At 38.8% G+C, this 21,286-nt stretch carries 20 protein-coding genes; 10 read left to right on the top strand and 10 right to left on the bottom strand.

Annotated elements, in window-relative coordinates; all coding sequences use genetic code 11:
* Positions 1–38: 38 nt before the first annotated feature.
* Both BFP71_RS07270 and BFP71_RS07275 read left to right on the top strand, forming a co-directional pair.
* Positions 39–2,303, top strand: a complete 2,265-nt coding sequence (locus BFP71_RS07270; RefSeq protein WP_069834824.1) for a CRTAC1 family protein — start codon at positions 39–41, stop codon at positions 2,301–2,303.
* A complete protein-coding gene (locus tag BFP71_RS07275) occupies positions 2,296–5,559 on the top strand; it encodes a VCBS repeat-containing protein (protein ID WP_176723333.1) in 3,264 nt (1,087 codons plus the stop codon). Before BFP71_RS07270 ends, BFP71_RS07275 begins: the two co-directional genes overlap by 8 nt.
* Before the next feature lie 14 nt (positions 5,560–5,573).
* On the opposite strand, the gene BFP71_RS07280 is transcribed toward BFP71_RS07275, so the two are convergent.
* From BFP71_RS07280 to BFP71_RS07290, 3 genes are read right to left on the bottom strand one after another with little or no spacing between them, the layout of a single operon-like run.
* Positions 5,574–5,783 carry a hypothetical protein gene (locus BFP71_RS07280; protein WP_069834825.1) on the bottom strand — a complete coding sequence of 70 codons (210 nt, stop codon included), beginning with the start codon at positions 5,781–5,783 and terminating at the stop codon, positions 5,574–5,576.
* A gap of 6 nt (positions 5,784–5,789) precedes the next feature.
* Entirely contained in the window at positions 5,790–7,301 is a 1,512-nt protein-coding gene (gltX, locus tag BFP71_RS07285) for a glutamate--tRNA ligase (RefSeq protein WP_069834826.1), read from the bottom strand.
* A gap of 44 nt (positions 7,302–7,345) precedes the next feature.
* Positions 7,346–7,729, bottom strand: coding sequence for a RidA family protein (locus BFP71_RS07290; RefSeq protein WP_069834827.1), 384 nt, complete (start codon positions 7,727–7,729; stop codon positions 7,346–7,348).
* 49 nt (positions 7,730–7,778) lie between these two features.
* On the opposite strand from BFP71_RS07290, the gene BFP71_RS07295 reads away from it, so the two are divergent.
* Positions 7,779–8,441, top strand: a complete 663-nt coding sequence (locus BFP71_RS07295) for a 3-hydroxyacyl-CoA dehydrogenase family protein (RefSeq protein WP_069834828.1) — start codon at positions 7,779–7,781, stop codon at positions 8,439–8,441.
* A 31-nt stretch (positions 8,442–8,472) separates the two neighbouring features.
* Here the strand turns inward: BFP71_RS07295 and glmS are convergent, their stop codons facing one another.
* From glmS to BFP71_RS07310, 3 genes are read right to left on the bottom strand one after another with little or no spacing between them, the layout of a single operon-like run.
* On the bottom strand, positions 8,473–10,311 hold the full coding sequence (glmS, locus tag BFP71_RS07300) for a glutamine--fructose-6-phosphate transaminase (isomerizing) (RefSeq protein ID WP_069834829.1): 1,839 nt from the start codon (positions 10,309–10,311) through the stop codon (positions 8,473–8,475).
* A 39-nt stretch (positions 10,312–10,350) separates the two neighbouring features.
* Entirely contained in the window at positions 10,351–11,640 is a 1,290-nt protein-coding gene (locus BFP71_RS07305; protein ID WP_176723334.1) for a DUF4270 family protein, read from the bottom strand.
* The gene (locus BFP71_RS07310) at positions 11,633–12,445 is read right to left on the bottom strand and encodes a glycogen/starch synthase (RefSeq protein WP_069834831.1); all 813 of its coding nucleotides are present in this window, start codon (positions 12,443–12,445) and stop codon (positions 11,633–11,635) included. The genes BFP71_RS07305 and BFP71_RS07310 overlap by 8 nt, the downstream gene beginning before the upstream one ends.
* Positions 12,446–12,583: 138 nt before the next feature.
* On the opposite strand from BFP71_RS07310, the gene panC reads away from it, so the two are divergent.
* The 7 genes from panC to BFP71_RS07345 all read left to right on the top strand — a co-directional run bounded on the left by panC (position 12,584) and on the right by BFP71_RS07345 (position 18,233).
* On the top strand, positions 12,584–13,432 hold the full coding sequence (gene panC, locus BFP71_RS07315; protein WP_069834832.1) for a pantoate--beta-alanine ligase: 849 nt from the start codon (positions 12,584–12,586) through the stop codon (positions 13,430–13,432).
* 26 nt (positions 13,433–13,458) lie between these two features.
* Positions 13,459–13,806, top strand: a complete 348-nt coding sequence (panD, locus tag BFP71_RS07320; protein WP_069834833.1) for an aspartate 1-decarboxylase — start codon at positions 13,459–13,461, stop codon at positions 13,804–13,806.
* A 7-nt stretch (positions 13,807–13,813) separates the two neighbouring features.
* Positions 13,814–14,833 carry a lysylphosphatidylglycerol synthase transmembrane domain-containing protein gene (locus BFP71_RS07325; RefSeq protein WP_069834834.1) on the top strand — a complete coding sequence of 340 codons (1,020 nt, stop codon included), beginning with the start codon at positions 13,814–13,816 and terminating at the stop codon, positions 14,831–14,833.
* Complete coding sequence (gene rfaE2 / locus BFP71_RS07330) at positions 14,802–15,281, top strand: D-glycero-beta-D-manno-heptose 1-phosphate adenylyltransferase (protein ID WP_069834835.1); 480 nt, start codon at positions 14,802–14,804, stop codon at positions 15,279–15,281. The genes BFP71_RS07325 and rfaE2 overlap by 32 nt, the downstream gene beginning before the upstream one ends.
* A 13-nt stretch (positions 15,282–15,294) precedes the next feature.
* The gene (locus BFP71_RS07335; protein WP_069834903.1) at positions 15,295–15,978 is read left to right on the top strand and encodes a zinc metallopeptidase; all 684 of its coding nucleotides are present in this window, start codon (positions 15,295–15,297) and stop codon (positions 15,976–15,978) included.
* A gap of 56 nt (positions 15,979–16,034) precedes the next feature.
* Positions 16,035–17,174 (top strand): acyl-CoA dehydrogenase, encoded by a 1,140-nt coding sequence (locus BFP71_RS07340; protein ID WP_069834836.1) that lies wholly within the window; start codon positions 16,035–16,037, stop codon positions 17,172–17,174.
* Positions 17,175–17,309: 135 nt separating this feature from the next.
* Complete coding sequence (locus BFP71_RS07345; RefSeq protein WP_069834837.1) at positions 17,310–18,233, top strand: helix-turn-helix domain-containing protein; 924 nt, start codon at positions 17,310–17,312, stop codon at positions 18,231–18,233.
* Here BFP71_RS07345 and BFP71_RS07350 read toward each other — a convergent pair.
* From BFP71_RS07350 to BFP71_RS07365, 4 genes are all read right to left on the bottom strand, one after another.
* Complete coding sequence (locus BFP71_RS07350; RefSeq protein ID WP_069834838.1) at positions 18,219–18,986, bottom strand: geranylgeranylglyceryl/heptaprenylglyceryl phosphate synthase; 768 nt, start codon at positions 18,984–18,986, stop codon at positions 18,219–18,221. The two genes, BFP71_RS07345 and BFP71_RS07350, sit on opposite strands and share 15 nt — an antisense overlap.
* Positions 18,973–19,317 (bottom strand): hypothetical protein, encoded by a 345-nt coding sequence (locus tag BFP71_RS07355; protein ID WP_069834839.1) that lies wholly within the window; start codon positions 19,315–19,317, stop codon positions 18,973–18,975. The genes BFP71_RS07350 and BFP71_RS07355 overlap by 14 nt, the downstream gene beginning before the upstream one ends.
* 1 nt (position 19,318) lies before the next feature.
* Positions 19,319–19,657: a phage holin family protein gene (locus BFP71_RS07360; protein ID WP_069834840.1), complete on the bottom strand. Its 339-nt coding sequence runs from the start codon at positions 19,655–19,657 to the stop codon at positions 19,319–19,321.
* A 61-nt stretch (positions 19,658–19,718) separates the two neighbouring features.
* Positions 19,719–21,044: a Na/Pi symporter gene (locus BFP71_RS07365; RefSeq protein ID WP_069834841.1), complete on the bottom strand. Its 1,326-nt coding sequence runs from the start codon at positions 21,042–21,044 to the stop codon at positions 19,719–19,721.
* Positions 21,045–21,286 lie beyond the last annotated feature (242 nt).

Genomic DNA, 21,286 nt, shown 5'->3' on the forward strand with positions numbered 1-21,286 from the left:
AACGGCCTCTCGTCTAAAAATTATTTATATTTGTACGCATGAGGGGAAGGTTTTTTATTTTGATTTTAGCCACATTATTACTGGCTTATTCTTGTGGATCAGAAGCTGTCAAAAAAGAGGCTAGTGAGAATCAATACATGATCGACCTCCTCGATGAACAACACGGGAAAGTAAATCCTCTTGATCTTCAATACTATTACAATACCAAAAGAGCCAATGCTTATGATTCTATGAGAAAAGCAAAGGGCCCTGCCTCCTCTGACTATATGCTTCTCACCTATTGGTACTTTAGAGAGACGCTCAACAGCGGTAATACTGAAAAAGCCATACTTGGAATAGAGGATTTCAAAAAAGAGTTAGCGGCGAAGAATAAAACCCTAAGCGCTCAAGATGAATCCTTCTTTAATAGACTTTTGGCCGTGTCATACATCAGACTAGGCGAACAAGAAAATTGTATCATCAATCACAGTTCGGCCTCGTGTATTTTACCTATCCAAGCCGATGGCATCCATACCAAAACGCAGGGCTCGGAAAAGGCCATTGAGGTATTGGAAGACATGCTAAAAAAGTCACCAAATGACTTAGAACTAAGGTGGCTTTTAAATATATCTTATCAAACCCTAGGACGCTACCCTGATGATGTGCCTACCGAACATCTTATTCCAATAGAATCTTTCAGTGCTCAAAATGACTTGGATATACCGAGGTTTACGGATATGGCACCCAATTTAGGTGTAGCAACCAGAGGTTTAGCAGGAGGATCTATTACAGAAGACTTCAATAATGATGGCCTTTTGGATGTTCTAGTAACATCTAGTGGTTTTACTGAAAGTGACCAAATGAGATATTACGTTAACAATGGTAAAGGGGGCTTTGACGATATGACAAGCACCGCAGGCTTAGATGGATTAGTTGGCGGTCTAAATTGCGTTCAGACTGACTATAACAACGACGGGTTTGTAGATATTTTTGTAATGCGCGGAGGTTGGTTCGGAGAATGGGGTAAACACCCAAACTCTCTGCTAAGAAACAACGGTGACAATACTTTTACGGATGTTACTAAAGAAGCTGGAATTTTGTCCTTTAACCCAACTCAAACCTCTGTTTGGGCCGACTTTAATAACGACGGCTGGGTCGATGTATTCATTGGAAACGAGACGAATGTCGATAGGAGGAATTTAACTCGAGACAGTAAATTTAAAATTCACGAGGCCGAATTCTACTTAAACAAGAAAGATGGAACATTCGCCAACATTGCCTCTTCTATCGGGCTCAGGTTTACAAGCTTAATCAAAGGAGCAACTGCCATAGACGCCAACAACGATAATCTTATGGACCTGTATGTTTCAATTATGGGTGGTCAAAATAAGTTACTGATCAATCAGGGTGACTTGAAATTTAAAGATGAAACGATCGCCTACAATGCGCCTGAACCATTTGTGAGCTTCCCTGTCGGCTCCTTCGATTATAATAATGACGGCTTCGAGGATTTATTCATATGTGGCTATAGCACTAGTAACAATACGCTTTCTTATGAAACAGCTTACGAGTTACTCGGCAATAGACCATCGGCTGCTTTGCCCAAACTTTACAGGAATAATGGCGACGGCTCTTTTACTGATGTTACAAAAGAGGCAAAAATGAATCACTCCATTTACGGCATGGGCTTTAATTATGGTGACTTAGATAACGATGGCTTTTTAGATATCTACTTCGGTACTGGAGACCCAAGTTTTGAGAGCATTATCCCAAATAGAATGTTCAAAAATATTGATGGTAAATACTTTGAAGAAGTAACGTTTCAAGGTGGCTTTTCAAACATTCAAAAAGGACATGGTATTAGCTGGGCTGATATGGATAACGACGGCGATCAAGACATATATATTACTATGGGGGGTGCCCATGAAGGCGATGTATATCAGAACCTGCTCTTGGTAAATCCGATGAGTGAGAATAACTGGATTAACATTCAACTTGTCGGAGAAACGTCAAATAAGAAGGCGATTGGTGCTAAGGTTCACATTGTAACTTCCAATCAGCAACACATTTACAGAACAGTTTCTAGTGGTGCCAGCTTTGGTGGCAATAGTTACGACCTAGAAATTGGCCTTGGTAATGCAAACCAGATCGACCTTATTGAGGTGACCTGGCCATCAACAGGTAAAACACAAACTTTCAATAAAATTGAAATAAATACACACGTGAAAATCATGGAATCAGGTTCAACTATTGAAAAAAGAACTGTGCCAAAGATTAACTTCGCTATGGATGCTAATATGGTAAGTCAACATGAGCATGAATAAAACTAATTCAGCAATACTTTTATTTTTGGGATTTATCCTCATGATCACTTCTTGTGGTGGCGGGGAAGAAACGCTCTTTAAACTAGTCCCCCCTTCAAAATCTGGAATTACGTTTAATAACGAAATGAAGGAAAGTGAAAAGATAAACTACCTGAAATTTACAGCAATCTACAATGGTGGTGGTGTCGCAGTAGGTGATATTAATAATGATGGACTAGAAGACCTTTTTTTTACAGGAAATATAGTTGGCAGTAAACTCTATTTAAATAAAGGAGAACTGGAATTTGAAGATATTACATCTTCTTCTGGAGTATCTACTGAGGGGCTTTGGTGTAATGGAGTATCAGTTGTTGATATAAACGCAGACGGTTTCAATGACATTTACGTGGCAGTTTCTGGACCTCATGAAGACAAACGCGAAAACCTTCTTTTCATTAATAATGGCGACAATACATTTAAAGAAAGTGCGCGTTTATATGGCTTGAACGATGATGGACATTCTACTCACTCGGTATTTTTCGATTACGACCTAGATGGCGACCTAGACATGTATCTGCTTACTTACGGAAATAATGAAGGTACTGACCTTACATTGGTCAATAAGAAAATTTCAGACGGAACAGCCTTGTCTAACGACAAACTATACAGAAACAATGGAGATAATACCTTCACAAATGTGGCGACAGAATCTGGTATTCTTGTAGAAGGATATGGCCTTGGTGTGGCAATAAACGACATAAATAATGATAACTACCCCGACATTTATGTTAGTAATGATTTCTTATTCGACGACATTCTATACATCAATAACCAAGATGGAACATTTACAGATATGTCAAAAGAATACTTAAATCATACAAGTGTCTTTGGAATGGGGGTAGACTTTCAAGATTTCAATAATGACCTTTTACCCGATGTAGTGCAAGTGGATATGATGCCTGAAGATAATTATCGGCAGAAGAAAATACTTGGCCCTATGCAATTTGATTTTTTCAATTTGTCGATAAAAGAAGGGTATACCCCACAATACATGAGAAATAGCCTTCAGCTGAATCAAGGAGAAAGAGGTTTTTCAGAAATTGGCCAATTGGCTGGTGTTCACCAAACAGATTGGAGTTGGGCTCCTATGTTCGTTGATCTCGATGCGAACGGAAGTAAAGACCTTTATATAACAAACGGCTTCAGAAGAAATGTAAGTGATTGGGATTTTAGAAATTATATAGGTGAACAGATCAGAGTCGCGAAGGAAGCCGGTAAAAACTCGGATCAAATCGCATTAGACATTATTAAAAGTACTAACGATGTAAAGCTCTCAAATTACGCCTACACTTATAACCATGACCTTACATTTTCTGATGTAACAAAGAAATGGGGCTTATCTGCGCCTACATGGTCGAATGGGATGGCCTATGCTGATCTGGACAAGGACGGAGACCTAGATATTGTAATTTCAAATATTGATGATTTTGCCCATGTCTACGAGAATACTTTGAATGAAGAAGAGAGTCCAGCAAATTACCTAAAAATCCAATTGCACGGTACCAAAAAAAATCCAATAGGTCTTGGTGCGAAAATCTTGGTGAATCAAGAAGGTCTTAAACAGGTACACTATCAAACTAAGACCAGAGGTTATTTATCAAATGTATCTTCGGAGATATATTTTGGTTTTGGTAACAACTCAGCGAAAGCAGAAGTCAAAGTTATTTGGCCTTCAGGCCAAGTTGAAACCGTAGAAAGTGACCTTAATACTACTTTAGTATTAGATATCAAAAATGCGGTTGACGAATCTAAGATAGATGAAACAGTTGTTCTTACAGATGGTAATTCTGCCTCTAAATTCGACCTAGACCATTTTGCGGAAGAAAACGATTATGTAGATTTCTACTATGAACCACTGCTACCTCATCGGTTATCACAAGCAGGTCCTACAATCACAAAAGGTGATGTAAATGGTGACGGAAAGGATGATCTTTTCGTTGGCGGATCAGCAGGCTACCCTAGCCACCTACTCACTCAAAACAACAATGGAACTTTCGATAAAAGGATCTTAGCTGACTCTGAGCAGTTTGAAGATACTGACGCTGTGTTTTTTGACGTCGATTCAGATGGAGACATTGACTTATATGTGGCGTCAGGCAGCAATGAATTTGATGAAAATGACCCTAGATATCAAGACAGGCTTTACCTAAATGACGGTAAAGGAAATTTCCTGCGAAGTGAAGCTTCATTGCCAATTATGTTGACCAGCACTGGTTCAGTAGCCGTAAACGACTTCGACAACGACGGTGATTTAGACATTTTTGTCGGTGGACGACTTTCTCCCAAAAAGTATCCTATGCCTGGTACTTCTTATCTACTCAGAAATGATGAAGGTAATTTTACCGATGTCACGTCGAATTTAAGTTCTGATCTGGTAAATGTAGGTATGATTACCACTTCCGCTTGGGCAGATTTAGATAATGATAATGTAGCAGAGCTTATCATAGCCGGAGAATTTATGCCTATTACTGTTTTCAAAAATGTCAATGGTAAATTCGAGAATCAAACGGCTTCTTTAGGCTTATCAAAGCATACTGGTTGGTGGAATACATTAATGATCGACGACGTAAATAATGATGGGAAACCAGATATCATTGCTGGTAACTTGGGGGAGAACACAAAATATCAAATATCGCCAGAAGAACCTTTAACCGTTTTTGCGAAAGACTATGATAAAAATGGAATGATAGACCCTATCATGAGCTGTTTTATTGGGGGGCAAGAGCATATATTGCACTCAAAAAGCACCCTCGAAAGCCAAGTCATCGGTTTTAAGAAAAGATTCATAAAACACGAGCCATTTGCTAAGGCTACATTCGAAGATATTATATCCAAAGAGTTAAGGGAAGACGCTTTTGTTTTACGAGCTAATACCTTTAAGCATACATTATTCCTAAATTCTGGTGACAGTTTTAACGCCGAAGTATTACCAAAGGATGTACAAGTAGCACCACTTCAGTCAATTCAAAAAAGCGATGGTAAATACTACTTAAGTGGAAATGACTATGCGACTGAGGTAATTGTGGGGCAATACGATGCCAGTCATGGTTTTGAATTGAGCTACAGTAACTCTAGCAATGCTTTTATGGTGGAAAGAGAATCTAACTACAGAGCATCAGGTAACATTAAAGATGCAGTGATTATCAACGTCGGCGATAAAAAATTGGCCGTTCACGCGGTGACAGCGGGTGAACTTTATGTTCGGGAGTTGAACTAATTACTGGCTAGATCTTACTCCTCCTCTTCGTTCGAAGTAGAATCTTTGAGATCATCGCGATCTCTTAGTTTCTTATCGTCTACGTTCTTGTTTAAAAATTCGTTTATTTTATCAATGGATAACGAATTTTGGATTTCACCAAAACGATCGATGTTGACGCTCAAACCATCGAGCTCTTCTGCAACTTTGGCTTTCTCTTCTTGATTCTTTTTCTTCTTTGCCATAATTATTTACGCTAAAGTTTCAATTGCCTTATCTATACGACTGATGACTTCTTTTGGACCTAAAATTGACATAATTGCCATTAAATCAGGTCCACCAGCTTGACCTGTAAGTGCGAGCCTCAAAGCAGGCATCACTCTTCCTAAAGGTGTATCATCTTTTGCTAAAAAAGACATAAAGAGTTCTCTTACATCTTCCTTAGACACGTGATCGAAGTTAGACAGTTCAGCAGAAAATCCCTGCAACTTTTTAACTGCTAAGTCATTCCACTTTTTTCGAGTAGTTTTTTCATCATAAACCGAAGGAGACTCAAAAAAGAAACTACCGGCTACTTTCATTTCTTGGATGAATGTCACCCTTTCCTTTAACGCAGCCACGATGGCTAAAGATTTACTTCTTTCAATAGGCTCATCAAAAAGGTTTGAATATACATCGGCCAATTCATCATCAGACCTTGCCCTTAGATATTGTTCATTGAACCATTTTGCCTTATCGATATCAAAGCGTGCACCAGCTTTATTTATTCTTTCGATTGTGAAGGCGTCGATCAATTCTGTCAAAGAGAAAATCTCATCTTCTCCTCCTGGGTTCCAGCCGAGGAAAGCCAAGAAATTGATAAATGCATCTGATAGGTATCCCTGTTCTTTGAAACCTTTCGATAGTTCTCCCGACTCAGGATCGGTCCAGTTTAATGGAAATATTGGGAAGCCCAATTTGTCAGCCGCACGCTTGCTTAGTTTTCCATTTCCATCTGGCTTCAATAATAATGGTAAATGGGCAAATTCAGGCTTTTCCCACCCCAAATACTCATAAAGAAGAACATGCAATGGCGCTGAGGGTAACCATTCTTCGCCACGAATAACATGAGAGATGTGCATCAAGTGATCATCTACAATATTAGCTAAGTGATAAGTTGGCATGCCATCAGACTTCAAAAGAACTTTATCGTCCATAGTAGCGGTATTCACAACTACCCAGTCCCTGACTAAATCCTTGAATCGAACATCTTCATTACGCGGAAGTTTAATTCGGATTACATAAGCATCTCCCCGTTCAATTCTTTGTTTTACTTCCTCTTCCGAAAGTGTTAAAGAATTAACCATTTGCATTCTTGTAATGGCGTTGTATTGAGGGTTGGCCACTCTTGCTTCTTTTAGCCGTTCCCTCATTTCTTCTAACTCTTCGGCGGTATCAAAGGCATAATATGCCTTACCTTCGGCTAGTAACTGGTCGGCATACTGTTTATAAATATCTTTACGCTCAGATTGTCGGTAAGGCCCGAACTCACCTCCGGCGTTCACGCCTTCGTCCGGAGAAACTCCTGCCCATTCTAGTGCCTTTTCTATATATTCCTCAGCACCTTTTACAAACCTATTCTGATCCGTATCTTCTATTCTGAGAATAAAAGTGCCATTATTTTTCTTGGCAAATAGGTAATTGTAAAGTGCAGTTCTAACACCGCCAATATGTAGGGCACCTGTGGGACTAGGGGCAAATCGTACGCGAACGCTCATATCAATAAATTAGGCCGCAAATATATGAATACTTGAAGAATGACCGATGATTATAGGTCAACTGCAATACAAGAAATCTCTACATTTACATCTTTTGGCAACCGAGCTACTTCTACTGTTTCTCGTGCTGGTGGATTCTCTTTAAAATACATACCATAAGCTTCGTTTATTGTACCAAACTGGTTCATATCCTTGATGAAAATCGAACATTTTACAACGTTTTTAAAACCCATTCCAGCCTCACTTAATACAGCTTCCAAGTTCTTCATTACTTGATGGGTTTCCTCTGTTATGTTCTCATTGATCATTTCTCCAGTGAGCTGATCAAATGGGATTTGACCTGAAACATATAGCGTATTCCCCGCTTTAACAGCTTGACTATAAGGTCCAATGGGCGCCGGTGCCTGATCACTTGTAACAATGGTCTTTGTCATAGTTTAATTGTTTAATAGAATCCATACTTTTGTCTCAAATTAGTGATTTATGAAGATTCTGGTTGTCGGTACAGAAAGAGATTTCGAAGAATTTGAAAATAAGTTTGGTATTGATCATGACCTGACGCTCGATAAGCGGTACCAATTCCAATCAACGTTCGCTTCTTTTGATCTAGTCTTTGATTTCTTTATTGGAGACGATCCTGAGCTTTTCAACAACTATATTGGTTTAGAAGGTGTCAGACTCTTTATTAACATACCAAAGATTTCTCTCCTAGAGTTGTCCTACTTTCAAAACCATGAATTCGATATTAAGATATTTGGGTTCAATGGACTTCCTACATTTACCGATAGGTCTTTACTTGAGGTTTCACTTCTAAACGACCAATATAAAGACGAGTTGACCGCAATTTGTGCGTCTTTGAAAACAGATTTCCAGATTGTGAAAGATAGAGTAGGCATGATTACTCCTAGAATCATATGCATGATTATTAATGAAGCATTTTATACGGTTCAGGAAGGGACAGCTAGCCCTGAAGATATAGATCAAGGAATGAAATTAGGAACCAATTACCCTTATGGTCCATTCGAGTGGAGTCTAAAAATTGGCATCAAGAACGTATACGAATTGTTAGAGGCAATCTATGACGACACCAAAGACGAACGATACAAAATCTGTCCCGCTTTAAAGCAGGCTTACCTAAAACTATAATAAAAAAGGGAGCTTTCAGCTCCCTTTTTTATTACTCAACAGTAACTGATTTAGCTAAGTTTCTTGGTTGATCAACATTACAACCCCTCATGACAGCAATGTGATATGATAGCAATTGCAGTGGTATCACTGACACTAAAGGCATCAAGGCCTCATGAGTATGGGGAACTTCGATGATATGATCAGCAATCTCTGCTATATCAGTATCTCCCTCTGTCACAATTGCAATTACCTCACCCTTACGTGCTTTAACCTCTTGTATATTCGAAACTATCTTTTCGTATGATGAATCTTTTGTGCCAATGAAGACAACTGGCATATTTTCATCAATTAAGGCAATTGGCCCATGTTTCATTTCAGCCGCAGGATAGCCTTCTGCGTGGATATAAGAAATTTCTTTAAGTTTGAGAGCTCCCTCTAAGGCTACCGGGAAATTATAACCTCTTCCTAAGTAAAGGAAGTTGGCGGCATCTTTGAATTTTGCGGAGATGATTTCAATCTGAGGGTTCAGGTCTAAGCACTTTGCAATTTTTTCAGGTATCGTCTCTAATTCTACTAATAAGCTCCTGTACGCACTTTCTGAAAGAGTACCTTTTTTCTGAGCAATCATCAGCGCCATCATTGTTAAAACAGAAATCTGAGCAGTGAAAGCTTTTGTACTTGCTACACCAATTTCAGGTCCTGCATGGGTATATGATCCAGCATGAGTAACCCTTGGAATAGAAGAACCGACCACGTTGCAAACACCAAATATGGTAGCGCCCTTTGATTTAGCAAGATCAATGGCAGCAAGTGTGTCAGCTGTTTCTCCAGACTGAGAGATCGCGATAACGACATCATTTTCTCCAATAATAGGATTTCGATATCTGAACTCAGAAGCATATTCTACTTCTACAGAAATTCGACAAAACTCTTCAAAAATATATTCAGCGACTAAACCGGCGTGCCATGATGTACCACAAGCGAGGATGACTATTCTATCCGCATTAACTATTTTATTGGCATAATCATGGATTCCACCCAAATGAAGGTGACCATTTTTAGCATTCAACCTCCCTCTTAGGCAATCTGCCACTGATTTAGGCTGTTCAAATATTTCCTTGATCATAAAATGATCATATCCACCTTTTTCAATCGCCTCCAATTCAATATCAACAGTTTGAACGTAAGGTTTCATCTCTACGTCCTCGATATTCTTTATGGTCAAACCACCATCTTTTATGATTGCTATCTCTTGGTCGTCTAGATAAACAACCTCGTTTGTATACTCAATAATAGGTGTAGCATCAGATGCCAAGAAGAATTCATCTTTACCTAGACCGACTACTAAAGGGCTTCCTTTTCGAGCAGCAATTAACAAATTTGGATCTTCTAGGGACATAATAGCAATTGCGTATGCACCAACAACTTTGTTAAGCGCGAGTCGCACTGCCTCTGCCAAGGGAACCTTCGTATTGAGGTAAATATCTTCTACAAAATTTATGAAAACCTCTGAATCAGTTTCACTTTGGAAAGTATATCCCTTGGAGGTTAGGTCTGTTTTAATAGATGCATAATTCTCAATAATTCCGTTGTGAATCATTGCTAATTTACCACCATTCGAAACGTGTGGATGAGCATTAACATCGTTTGGTTCACCATGAGTGGCCCACCTCGTATGCCCAATACCTATTGTAGATTTAAGATCATGTTCTTTGGCAAAATCGTGTAGGTCGGCCACCTTACCTTTCTTCTTATAGACGTTTAACTTGTTGTCATTCAAAAGTGCTACACCCGCGCTATCATAACCTCGGTACTCAAGTCTTTGAAGACCCTTCACGATGATAGGATAAGCTTCTTTTTTACCTATGTAACCAACAATACCACACATACACGTAAGTTTTCTGAAAAGTAATAATTATAAGGCTGTCTACCTCAATTGGGAAAAGAAAATCTTTAATTGAACATCTTCAACAGCAACAGTCAAACCATTAACCGAAAGGCTCATATTAGTTGGGTAAAGAAACACTTCGTTTCTCCTAAAAATGTCACTCAAATAAGCCTGAGTATAGGTGGTCAAAGATGCTGTGTATGTTCTATCGTCAGTATTATAGATTAACTGAACAGGTGCATCATCCGATAAAACATTAGCTCCATCCCTTTGAATAGACCTAAAGCCCGAACCATCTGGTATGATAGAGTTTCTTTCATCTGTTAATGCCATAAACAATACAGGAGGCGGAAAAACACCTTCTGGCAAGTCTCCAATTGGTCCAACTTTAATCTCAGAAAGGTTGACGATAACACCGTCATTTTCTGAATTGAATCTCTGAAAGTCAGATAAATCTAGACGAGTTACTACACCTGCTCCTGATTGGACGGTAAGTCTTGATAGGCCTCCATAGACAACATTTGTCTCCTGTACCACAGAAAAGTCCGTTGCTGATCTGTCGATAGTGAAGTTGTGAAAATTAGGCATACCAGTAGAGTTCATCGTAATTGTCTTATTGACTACGTCCCCACTACCATCACCCACTGGATCTGAATAATAGAATACCATCTCAAAAGTAGCCCCTATACTCAACCCAAAAATGTTATTCGAAGCCCCTTCATGCCTCAATACAAAGCCAGGAAAGAAATCATCGAAGGCATCTTGCGTATCGAAGGTAACGTCACCATTTCGAATACCTTCGAAAATCTGGGTAGACCAAGTTTCATCAACGCCTATTGAGTAAGTGGAATCAAATTTATCTATCATGACATCCCCTGAAGCAAGTAACATATTAGTTTGAGCTAATTCGTTTCGGGTAATGTAAGTGGTATCCTTGAACTCTTCTCCAATTTGGTAGGCTCTTAGACTCAGTTCACGATTACTCGCGGTATCATACAAATAACTCACTCGGAAATTTATTCGAGTAGAATCCAAAACAGATTCTTCAAGTGTAGGATGAGTTGATTCATTCAAATCTAATGCGATGAAAGCCTTAGCCTGCATTGTTCCGAATTCTGAACCAACGTGCTCTCCGACCATCAACCTTCCGGTACTAGAGGAAGGAATGGAGTCGAGCCACACCAAAGAGGTACCTAATGAAATTTCCTCAACGTCAAATTCAATTGGCGCTACATCATCAGAGCCCAATCCAAATTCACCTTTCTCCTCACAAGAATTAAATATAACAATGCCCAAGATGAGCGTCGCGTATATTCTAATCTTAGCCAACAAGTTCATTATATAAGTTATAGTAGGAATCTAAAAAGTCATCGTCTTTCTCTATGGTACTGACTGTTTTACCCTGTCCAATTTCACTAAATAGGTTGCTTAGCACATCACTAGCTTCTTCTTCAGCTCTAATAACAGCATCAGCGTATTCTGCACCTGTCTTAATGAAACCAGCAAAATCAGCACTTTTAAGGTTTTCGAGCATACTATCTTCAATATCCATCATCTTCACTTTATCTAATAAGTCTGCTCCAAACTGGTGAGCAAAAGCATTATTATAAATAGTGAATACCGATCTCGTATTTTGGAAAATAGGATCGTTTTTGTAGGTAGTTTTTAAGTACAATGGTATTAAACTAGTCATCCAATCATTACAGTGAACGATATCTGGCGCCCAGCCAAGTTTCTTCACTGTTTCAAGAACGCCTTTACAGAAGAAAATTGCCCTCTCATCATTGTCTTCATAGAAATTATCTTCTTTATCGAAGAAAACTGACTTTCTATGGAAATAGTCTTCATTATCAATAAAATATACTTGAAGTTTGGCATTTGGGATTGAAGCGACCTTAATCACTAATGGCTTCTCTTCTTCACCAACAGAAATATTAATTCCTGAAAGCCTAACTACTTCATGCAATCTATTCTTTCGCTCATTGATGAGACCAAAACGTGGCACTAGAATTCGAATTTCCATACCTCTCTCTTGCATAGCTTGAGGTAATTTTCTTACAAAATCTGCAACTTCAGAAGTTTGAAGAAATGGTTGAATTTCGTTTGCAACGTACAGAATTCTTAATTTTGACATACTAAATGGGAATTTAATGAAAACTCTTCCTTGAAAAAGAGCCACAAAATTACGGTATTTGGGTCAAAAAACCTTCAATTTTACAGAAAAAGGCAATGAGCCTGTCATCACCCCTCGTTAATATAGGTTAAATAGAAAATGAAAGTTTTTCAAACCATTGTTCAAATCCGCGAAAAAGTACAGTCTTTCAGGGCTCAAGGAAGAACCATTGGGTTTGTACCAACTATGGGTGCCTTGCACCAAGGACACTTGGCTTTAGTCCAGTCATCGAAACAAAACTGCGACATTACGATAGCTAGCATTTTTGTAAACCCGACCCAATTCAATAACCCAGAAGATTTAGAAAACTATCCCAGAACATCTTCATCCGACATAGAAAAGCTTGAGGGAGTTTCATGCGATTTTTTATTCATGCCGTCGAAAGAAGAAATGTACCCGCATGAAAACAGCATTAAGATTCAACTTGGATCAATCGCAAATCAACTGGAGGGCAAATTCAGGCCTGGACACTTCGATGGTGTGGGCGTGGTCGTTTCAAAGCTATTTAACATCGTTCAACCTGATCAAGCATTTTTCGGACAAAAAGATCTACAGCAATTTTTTATCATCAAAAAGCTAATAGATGAGGTAAACTTTCCGATAACCCTCAACATGGTACCAACAGTCAGGGAGGCTAACGGACTAGCCATGTCATCAAGAAACTTAAGGCTAAATTCAGATCAAACCGAAGATGCCAGTCTTATTTACAAAAGTCTTCTAAAAGCCCAAAAAATGCTTTTATCTCATACCCCAATTCTAGAAGTCAAGGCAAAAATCGAAGAACTATTCAGTACTCAACGATGTTTAGAACTCGAATACTTTGAAGTCATCAATACAGATAATTTTGAAAGTGTAAATGACGTTGTTGAAAAGGAAAAAATAGCGATGTGCATAGCAGCTGAAATTGGAAGGGTTAGACTTATAGATAACCTGATGTTAATTTCTTAGCTTTGCGCTCGTTTTTAGGAGGAGTTATGCAAATAGAAGTCTTCAAATCTAAAATTCACAGGGCCAAGGTAACACAAGCCGAGCTACATTATGTGGGTAGTATCACACTTGATGAAGCGTTGATGGAAGGGGCAAATATCATTGAAAATGAGAAAGTGCAGATAGTCAATGTGAATAACGGTGAACGTTTTGAAACCTACGTAATTAAAGGTGAAAGAAACAGCGGTACTGTATGCCTGAACGGGCCTGCTGCGAGACGAGTCCAAGTAGGCGATGTTATTATTATTGTATCTTACGGTATTATGGACGCCGAAGAAGCTAAAAGCCATAAGCCAAGAATAATATTCCCTGACAGTAATAATAAAATAGCTTAGCCCGATCTTGAAAATACCCGTCAAAGACCTTCTCAAGTTAGTATTTTCGATCGCCCTAACTTCCTTCGTAATCTATAATACATCCGAGGATGGTGATTGGAAGCAAGCCCAAGAAGCCATTGTAGACTTCAATTACGGTTGGATAATTTTGAGTGTTTTTCTTTCACTCATTAGTCATTTGCTAAGGGCATATCGTTGGAATCTATTACTCGAAACACAAGCCTACACGCCCAGGCTTTCCACATCTTTTCTAGCCGTAATGGTAGGCTACCTTTCTAGTATGGCAATCCCCCGCTTAGGTGAGGTGACAAGGTGCGCTATCTTGAAAAGGTCAAATAACATTCCAATATCATTTTCATTTGGCACCGTAATCACAGATCGTCTACTCGATCTTTTTATGCTAATGTTGCTATTAGGAATACTCCTTTCCTTAAAGTACCAGTTGCTAAAGACTTTTTTTACTGATTTTGTTGAATCGAAGGTACCTGTATTACTCGATCTTTGGCCACTACTCTTAGCCTTTGCGGTTATTGGAATAGTACTCGTGATTTGGTTAGTTAAAAAATCAAGACAAGGTACTAGTGGAAACAGCTTGATTGACAAGGTTATTAACTTTCTAACAGAAGCGATCAATGGCGTAAAAGCCATCAGAAAAGTCAAAAAACCAGTAGTCTTTTTGCTTGCTACTTTAGGAATTTGGGTCCTCTATTTTTTGATGCTTTACGTCATATCTTTTGGTTTCGATCCAACTGACGAAATGTCACTTTCGGCTGGATTAGCTGTACTCGTAATGGGTAGTTTTGGCATGGCCACACCGGTAAATAACGGAATTGGAGCTTATCAAGCCTTTGTTGCCAGTATTTTGGTCGCTTTTGGCATAAACTACGACGATGGTTACGTTTTTGCTGTAATATCGCAAGGTTCACAGCTTGTGACCGTGATAATAATTGGCTTTCTTAGTTTAGTAGTTCTCAACTTTAGAAAGAAAAAGCAAATTGGAACAGACAGCGCAAAAAGTACTCAGTAAAAAGAACCTGAAACAAAAGGTTATTGAATGGCAGTCGCAGAACCTGAAAGTTGTCTTCTCCAACGGTTGCTTTGATATTCTACACTTAGGACACATTGACTACTTAGAAAAAGCCAGTGCTCAAGGCGACAAGCTAGTAATTGGTTTAAACTCGGACAATTCAGTTAGACTATTAAAAGGTGAAAACCGACCTATTAACAATGAAGAAGCGAGAGCTAGGATGTTGGCCGCTCTGGCTTTTGTAGATGGCGTTGCTGTTTTTGACGAGGAAACTCCAAAAGAACTGATAGAGTATCTTCTGCCAAATGTTTTGGTAAAAGGTAGTGATTACAATGTAGAAAACATTGTTGGCGCAAAAAGCGTAATTGCCAATGGTGGAACAGTAAATACCATTGATTTAGTAGATGGTTATTCCACAACAAGTATTATAGAAAAAATAAAAAAATAGAAATATGGATCCAATGTTTATTGCGCTAGTAGTCGGTATTATGATTATTAGCTGGGCTGTTCAAAACAGCCTAAAACGAAAATTCAAGAAATATTCGCAAGTAGGACTGCACATGGGCTTGTCGGGAAAAGAAGTTGCCGAGTTGATGCTGAGAGACAATGGCATTGACGACGTACAAGTAGTTTCTGTACTAGGAAGACTTACAGACCACTACAACCCGTTGGATAAAACAGTCAATTTAAGTCCAGATGTGTATAGTGGTAGATCAGTAATGGCAACTGCCGTTGCTGCTCACGAATGTGGGCATGCAGTTCAGCATGCTACAGCATATGCACCACTAAAAATGCGATCGGCATTAGTGCCTTTACAAGCGCTTAGCAGTAGAATTTTAAACATTCTATTCTTTGTGATGATATTTGGTGTGGGCGCATCCTTTTTACCGCCAGCAACTGCCGGGGTATTGATCGTTGGTGTTTATTCAGTATTTACAATTTTTGCATTTGTTACCCTACCCGTTGAATACGATGCAACAAAGCGTGCTTTAGCATGGATAGACCAGCGAAACATAGTAAATGGAAAGGAACATGAAATGGCCACTGATGCCCTGAATGCGGCTGCGCGTACCTATTTAGTTGCTGCTCTGGGGTCGTTAGCAATGCTCCTTTATTATGCGATGGCATTCCTAGGAAATGATTAGCAAATTTTCACGAAATGATTACCTTTGCCTAACAATCGTTAGCTAAAATTTTCCGAATGAATTTCGAATTGACAGAAGAGCATAAAGCTGTAAGAGATGCGGCCAGGGAGTTTGCAAATACCGAACTTTTACCTGGAGTAATTGAACGTGATGAACATCAAAAATTTCCAGCTGAGCAAATCAAACAAATGGGTGAGCTTGGTTTCATGGGAATGATGGTGGACCCGAAGTATGGTGGTGGTGGAATGGACACTGTCTCCTATGTGTTGGCCATGGAAGAAATTTCCAAAATTGATTCTTCTGCCAGTGTTTGTATGTCTGTAAATAACAGTCTGGTTTGTTGGGGGATAGAGAAATTTGGAACAGAGGAGCAAAAAGAAAAATATCTAAGGCCACTAGCCACAGGTGAGAAAATTGGAGCTTTTTGTCTATCTGAGCCCGAAGCGGGTTCTGATGCTACTTCACAACAAACAACTGCGGAAGATAAAGGCGATCACTACCTACTAAACGGAACCAAAAACTGGATAACGAATGGTAATACGGCTTCTATTTACCTAGTTATTGCCCAAACCGATCGTGAGAAAGGCCATAGAGGCATCAACTGCTTAATAGTAGAGCGTGGTATGGATGGTTTCGTTGTTGGTAAAAAAGAAGACAAGCTAGGCATCAGAGGGTCAGACACTCATTCATTAATGTTTACTGATGTAAAAGTTCCTAAAGAAAATAGAATCGGTGAAGATGGCTTTGGTTTCAAATTCGCTATGTCTACGCTTAATGGCGGAAGAATCGGAATTGCTTCTCAAGCTTTGGGGATTGCTTCAGGTGCCTATGAATTAGCACTAGCATATTCTAAGGAACGTAAAGCATTCGGAAAGCCGATTAGTCAACACCAAGCGATTCAATTTAAACTAGCCGATATGGCTACGGAAATTGAGGCAGCTCGTTTACTTTGCCTAAAAGCAGCTTACTTAAAAGACCAGAAAAAAGATTTCGGTAAAGCAAGTGCCATGGCTAAGCTATATGCCTCGAAAGTAGCCATGGAAACCACTGTAGAAGCTGTACAAGTTCATGGTGGATATGGATTCGTAAAAGAGTACCACGTAGAACGTCTCATGAGAGATGCGAAGATCACTCAGATATATGAAGGTACTTCTGAAATACAAAAGATTGTTATATCCAGAGAATTACTGAAATAAATAGAAAAATCATATTAAACTGACCATTGACATATATTTTATTGGCAATGGTCATTTTTTTTGGTTAATCTTATACCATTAGGTACTTTAGTACATTACTTTCCGGAATATTTTGTAGAAATTTCTTAATCAAGCATGGAAGATTATAATAAAATTATCGAATCCCTTGGCGTTCGCTATATAAAGAGTAGAAACATTAAAATAGCCAAGTCTGTCACTATTGATAACTTTTACGATGTAGAAAACACAATCATTCTTATCAATAACGGTGACGTTTACTTCGGCCCAGACCAAGAAAAGGTGTCGGAAGGTGACATGCTTTTTATCCCAGGTGGTAAATCGCTCTCTATTTCTTTTGGCTCGGTTACGGCCCAAGCCATCTCTAACGACGAGTTCATCACCAATAAGAAAAAGTATTTACAAAACGCGACTGAATCAGAAATCAATGATTTCGATGTTGATGGTTTTAGCCAAGTCATGTTTGAAGCTAAAGTATTCGATTCGGTTAACTTCTTCTCTTCACTGAATATTACACCTTTTGCCATTAAAGGATCTAGCGTATTAAGTGAATTGATTCGTTTAATCATTGCAGAGGACAACTCTGTAAAACCTGGTAAGAATAGAATTATTAAGGTTAACACGGAGTATTTAGTAGTCGAAGTAATCAGATACATTCTAGACAATAGGCTATTTGTTGAGCAACTAGTAACAAACAGTACTTATTTCAAAGACCCTCGACTAATCGATATTTTCAACTACATCAAGAAGAATATCGGTGGTGACTTATCGAACAAAGTACTAGCGAGAGTTGCCAATGTATCTGAAGATTATGTAGGTCAATACTTTAAAATGTTGACAGGCATCAACCCTCAAGACTACATTGAATATCAGCGTATGGAAGCTGCCGTTGACTTATTAAGAACAACAAAGAAAAGCATCCGCGATATCGGTAGAGAAGTAGGCTATAAGGATACAGCTTATTTCTGTAGAAGATTCAAAATGATGTTTGGTATACCAGCTGGTAAAATGAGAAGAAGAGAGAGCTTAATTAACGTTTAAGGCCTCGTTATAAAATTTCACTAAATCAGAAACCTCAGTCACAAGATTGAGGTTTTTTTGTGCGCCATTACCGATAACAATAATATCAGCACCCGCGTCGAGCGCATTTTTAGCTTTGAAAGTAGAGTTTAGGCCACCGCCAATGATCAATGGTACATCTATACTTTTGCTTACGGCTTTGATGACTTTAGTACTGATAGGTTCTTCGGCACCACTACCAGCATCCATATAGATAGCTCTCATACCGAGCATTTCTCCCGCCATAGCAGTACTCGCCGATAAGCTTGGTTTATCGTTCGGTAGTGGCTGCGAATTACTAATGTAGGATGCACTGGTAGGTCGTCCAGAATTCACCAACATGTAGCCAGTAGGAATTACCTCAAGGTTGCTCCGTTTAACAACTGGTGCAGCAACGACATGCTGACCAATCAATAATTCTGGGTTTCTACCAGAAATCAGAGATAGAAATAAAATGGCATCAGCCGAAGCGTCTATTTGAATGGCATTGCCCGGAAAAAGGATGCAGGGAATATCAGTATACGACTTGATCATACTGACTACCTCATTTAAATTATTACTAGTGATTAGGCTTCCACCGACAAAAAGGTAGTCGACATTATTCTCCAGACAAACATTTAAACTTTCGATAAGGCTTCTTTCGTCGGTATCATCGGGGTCAAAAAGAACCGCCAAAGATTTCTTCCCAGCTTCTTTCGCCTCATTAAATGAATGCCATACCTTATTCTTTCTCATCCTGATCTAGTTCATTTAAAAAAGCCGTCAATCTTTCAGCCGCCAGGCCAAGTAAAAACACAAATGCTTGTTCTTTTAGCGTTGAAGTAAGGAGGTTATCACTCTTAAGTTTACTATCTGCTTTTGACTTCTCTTTCTTAGATTTTTTCTTTTTATCTGAGCCAGTAATAGCATTGGAAAGGAGATAAGCACCGAGTAGTCCTCCACCTACAATAAGAGCTGTTTTACCAACTTTATCAAAATTATGTTTCAAATCCTCCACCTGAGACTCAAGGGCATTCTTGAACTTATCGTTGGCTTTTTGAAGTTTTTCTCTCTTCGTTACTTCCATATTAATTTTCCTCTTTTTCAGCTTTCGTTGCCTGATCTTTTACTTTTTCTAGAAGATCTTCTCGCTTACCGTAGATCAAACCAGCTAATCCCAGATAGATTCCTCCCACAATTACAAAGCCCAGAAAACTGCTATCTATGTATAAATTGATCGCTACTGCTGAGGCTATTGACAAAAATAAAATCGCCAATAATCCAAAAAGGGTGAGCATAGCAAAAACAAGGAACTTTGCGATTAAACCACTTAGCTCCTCTTTTGCATCATGTATTATTAACTCAACCTTGGTTTCAAGATAGCCAGTTAGCGAGTCTATTAATTTATCTAAATCGAAAATTTTCAAACCGATACGGATTTAGGGCAAGATATAAATAAGAAACAAAAATAACCGAGTAGAAAGGAACTTACTGTACTATCTGAGTTGGCTTCTCACTTACTAGAAGCTCTTGACCTTTTACTTTCACTAAAGCATATGCGCTTTTGTAAGACGGATTTTCTGAATAGAGTATTGATTGTAAATCCTCTTTTATGGTAACGTGAAATCTATCTCGCCGATCCAAAAACTCCGTGGTTTGGTTAGCCTCATCCTTTACATCTTCCTCTTTAGCGCTATTTCTACTAAGATAAATGAGTGTAAATGGGAGTAGAAAAAAGGACACAATAATGTAAGAAAAACCGAATAATCGTGAGTCGAAAGTTAGGGTACCGAATCTATAAGCGATCAGAACAGGTATTTTTCTAATGATTGGGAAAGGTAAGAAAATCAGTACTCCAATTAGGTTGAACAGCAAGTGAACGAAAGCTAAACTTATCGCTGCATCTGATCTATTAAATGCTGCCAAAAGAGCCGTTATCGTTGTCCCTATATTGGCACCCATGATAAATGGAAAAGCGTTGTTGAGTTTTACTTTTCCTGATGCCACCAACGGAACAATTAAAGAAGTCGTGATAGAACTGGACTGTACACTCGCGGTGATGAGCGTTCCCCAACCAAATGATCTATAAGGATCTTTAAAGACATATTTCTTTAACCTGTCTTTTGAACGGCCAATCAGTTGAGAGTAAATCACCGATGACAGGAATTTGATCGATATGAACAACAGCACAAGGCCGATAATCACCGAAATTACATTTTGAGGTAATACGCCGAGAAGAAAGTCCGTAATTCTAGAATAACCAATCTCAACACTGCCGTTTAATATGCCAGTTCCATTTCCGCCACCACCAATTAGGCTTGTTAGCTGCGTTGCGCAATAGCCGAGCAATCCATAATAGTACTCGAGCGGGAATACGATGAGTACTGTGAAAATATTGAAGAAATCATGAATAGTACCGGCTGATATGGCCTTTCTAAACTCATTCCGATTAGTAATAAAACTTAGAGAAACTAAAGTACTGGTCAACGTTGTACCAATATTTGCCCCCATTACGATCGGGATGGCATTTGATAAGGACAATGAACCCGATGCTACTATAGCCACAGTCATGGCGGTGACGGTCGAACTACTTTGTAACAAAGCAGTCGCGAGCAACCCAATGAAAAGTCCAATAAACGGATTGGACGTTACGAGAAGAATCGATTCAACGCTTTCTTTTCCAAGCATCAAAACCGATCCACTCACTAGTTCAATAGCCAGTAAAAACAGACCAACAGCCAGTAGAAAGAGTACTGTGAAGAGTAGTAAACCGTAAGGCTTACGATATAATATTTTTAAATAACTTTCTCCCACCTAGGTGCGCTGTGACGTCTTAAAAATTAAGATTCAAAAGTAGGTTATTCTGTTTCAATAGCGCTTTAGATCATGTAAAGCATTTGTTAACAAATTATATTCTTCAAAAAAACTCAATATTCTTATTTACCTGTTTTTCAGCGTTTTATAGATTTTAAATGTCCAAAACCCTTTACACTCTGTGAAGCCAACATTTAGTCTCGATTAAGATAATTCAAAAAGAATCATATTTTTGTGATACT

Source organism: Roseivirga misakiensis (assembly GCF_001747105.1).
GTDB classification, from domain to species: Bacteria; Bacteroidota; Bacteroidia; order Cytophagales; family Cyclobacteriaceae; genus Roseivirga; species Roseivirga misakiensis.

What these genes read in the sequence shown, in the direction of transcription:
- panD (WP_069834833.1), top strand. Translation starts at nt 13,459, where the DNA reads ATGCAAATAGAAGTCTTCAAATCTAAAATTCACAGGGCCAAGGTAACA.
- BFP71_RS07335 (WP_069834903.1), top strand. Translation starts at nt 15,295, where the DNA reads ATGTTTATTGCGCTAGTAGTCGGTATTATGATTATTAGCTGGGCTGTT.
- BFP71_RS07350 (WP_069834838.1), bottom strand. Translation starts at nt 18,986, where the DNA reads ATGAGAAAGAATAAGGTATGGCATTCATTTAATGAGGCGAAAGAAGCT.
- BFP71_RS07295 (WP_069834828.1), top strand. Translation starts at nt 7,779, where the DNA reads ATGAAGATTCTGGTTGTCGGTACAGAAAGAGATTTCGAAGAATTTGAA.
- BFP71_RS07310 (WP_069834831.1), bottom strand. Translation starts at nt 12,445, where the DNA reads ATGTCAAAATTAAGAATTCTGTACGTTGCAAACGAAATTCAACCATTT.
- BFP71_RS07340 (WP_069834836.1), top strand. Translation starts at nt 16,035, where the DNA reads ATGAATTTCGAATTGACAGAAGAGCATAAAGCTGTAAGAGATGCGGCC.
- panC (WP_069834832.1), top strand. Translation starts at nt 12,584, where the DNA reads ATGAAAGTTTTTCAAACCATTGTTCAAATCCGCGAAAAAGTACAGTCT.
- BFP71_RS07280 (WP_069834825.1), bottom strand. Translation starts at nt 5,783, where the DNA reads ATGGCAAAGAAGAAAAAGAATCAAGAAGAGAAAGCCAAAGTTGCAGAA.
- BFP71_RS07290 (WP_069834827.1), bottom strand. Translation starts at nt 7,729, where the DNA reads ATGACAAAGACCATTGTTACAAGTGATCAGGCACCGGCGCCCATTGGA.
- BFP71_RS07275 (WP_176723333.1), top strand. Translation starts at nt 2,296, where the DNA reads ATGAATAAAACTAATTCAGCAATACTTTTATTTTTGGGATTTATCCTC.
- BFP71_RS07270 (WP_069834824.1), top strand. Translation starts at nt 39, where the DNA reads ATGAGGGGAAGGTTTTTTATTTTGATTTTAGCCACATTATTACTGGCT.
- BFP71_RS07355 (WP_069834839.1), bottom strand. Translation starts at nt 19,317, where the DNA reads ATGGAAGTAACGAAGAGAGAAAAACTTCAAAAAGCCAACGATAAGTTC.
- glmS (WP_069834829.1), bottom strand. Translation starts at nt 10,311, where the DNA reads ATGTGTGGTATTGTTGGTTACATAGGTAAAAAAGAAGCTTATCCTATC.
- BFP71_RS07345 (WP_069834837.1), top strand. Translation starts at nt 17,310, where the DNA reads ATGGAAGATTATAATAAAATTATCGAATCCCTTGGCGTTCGCTATATA.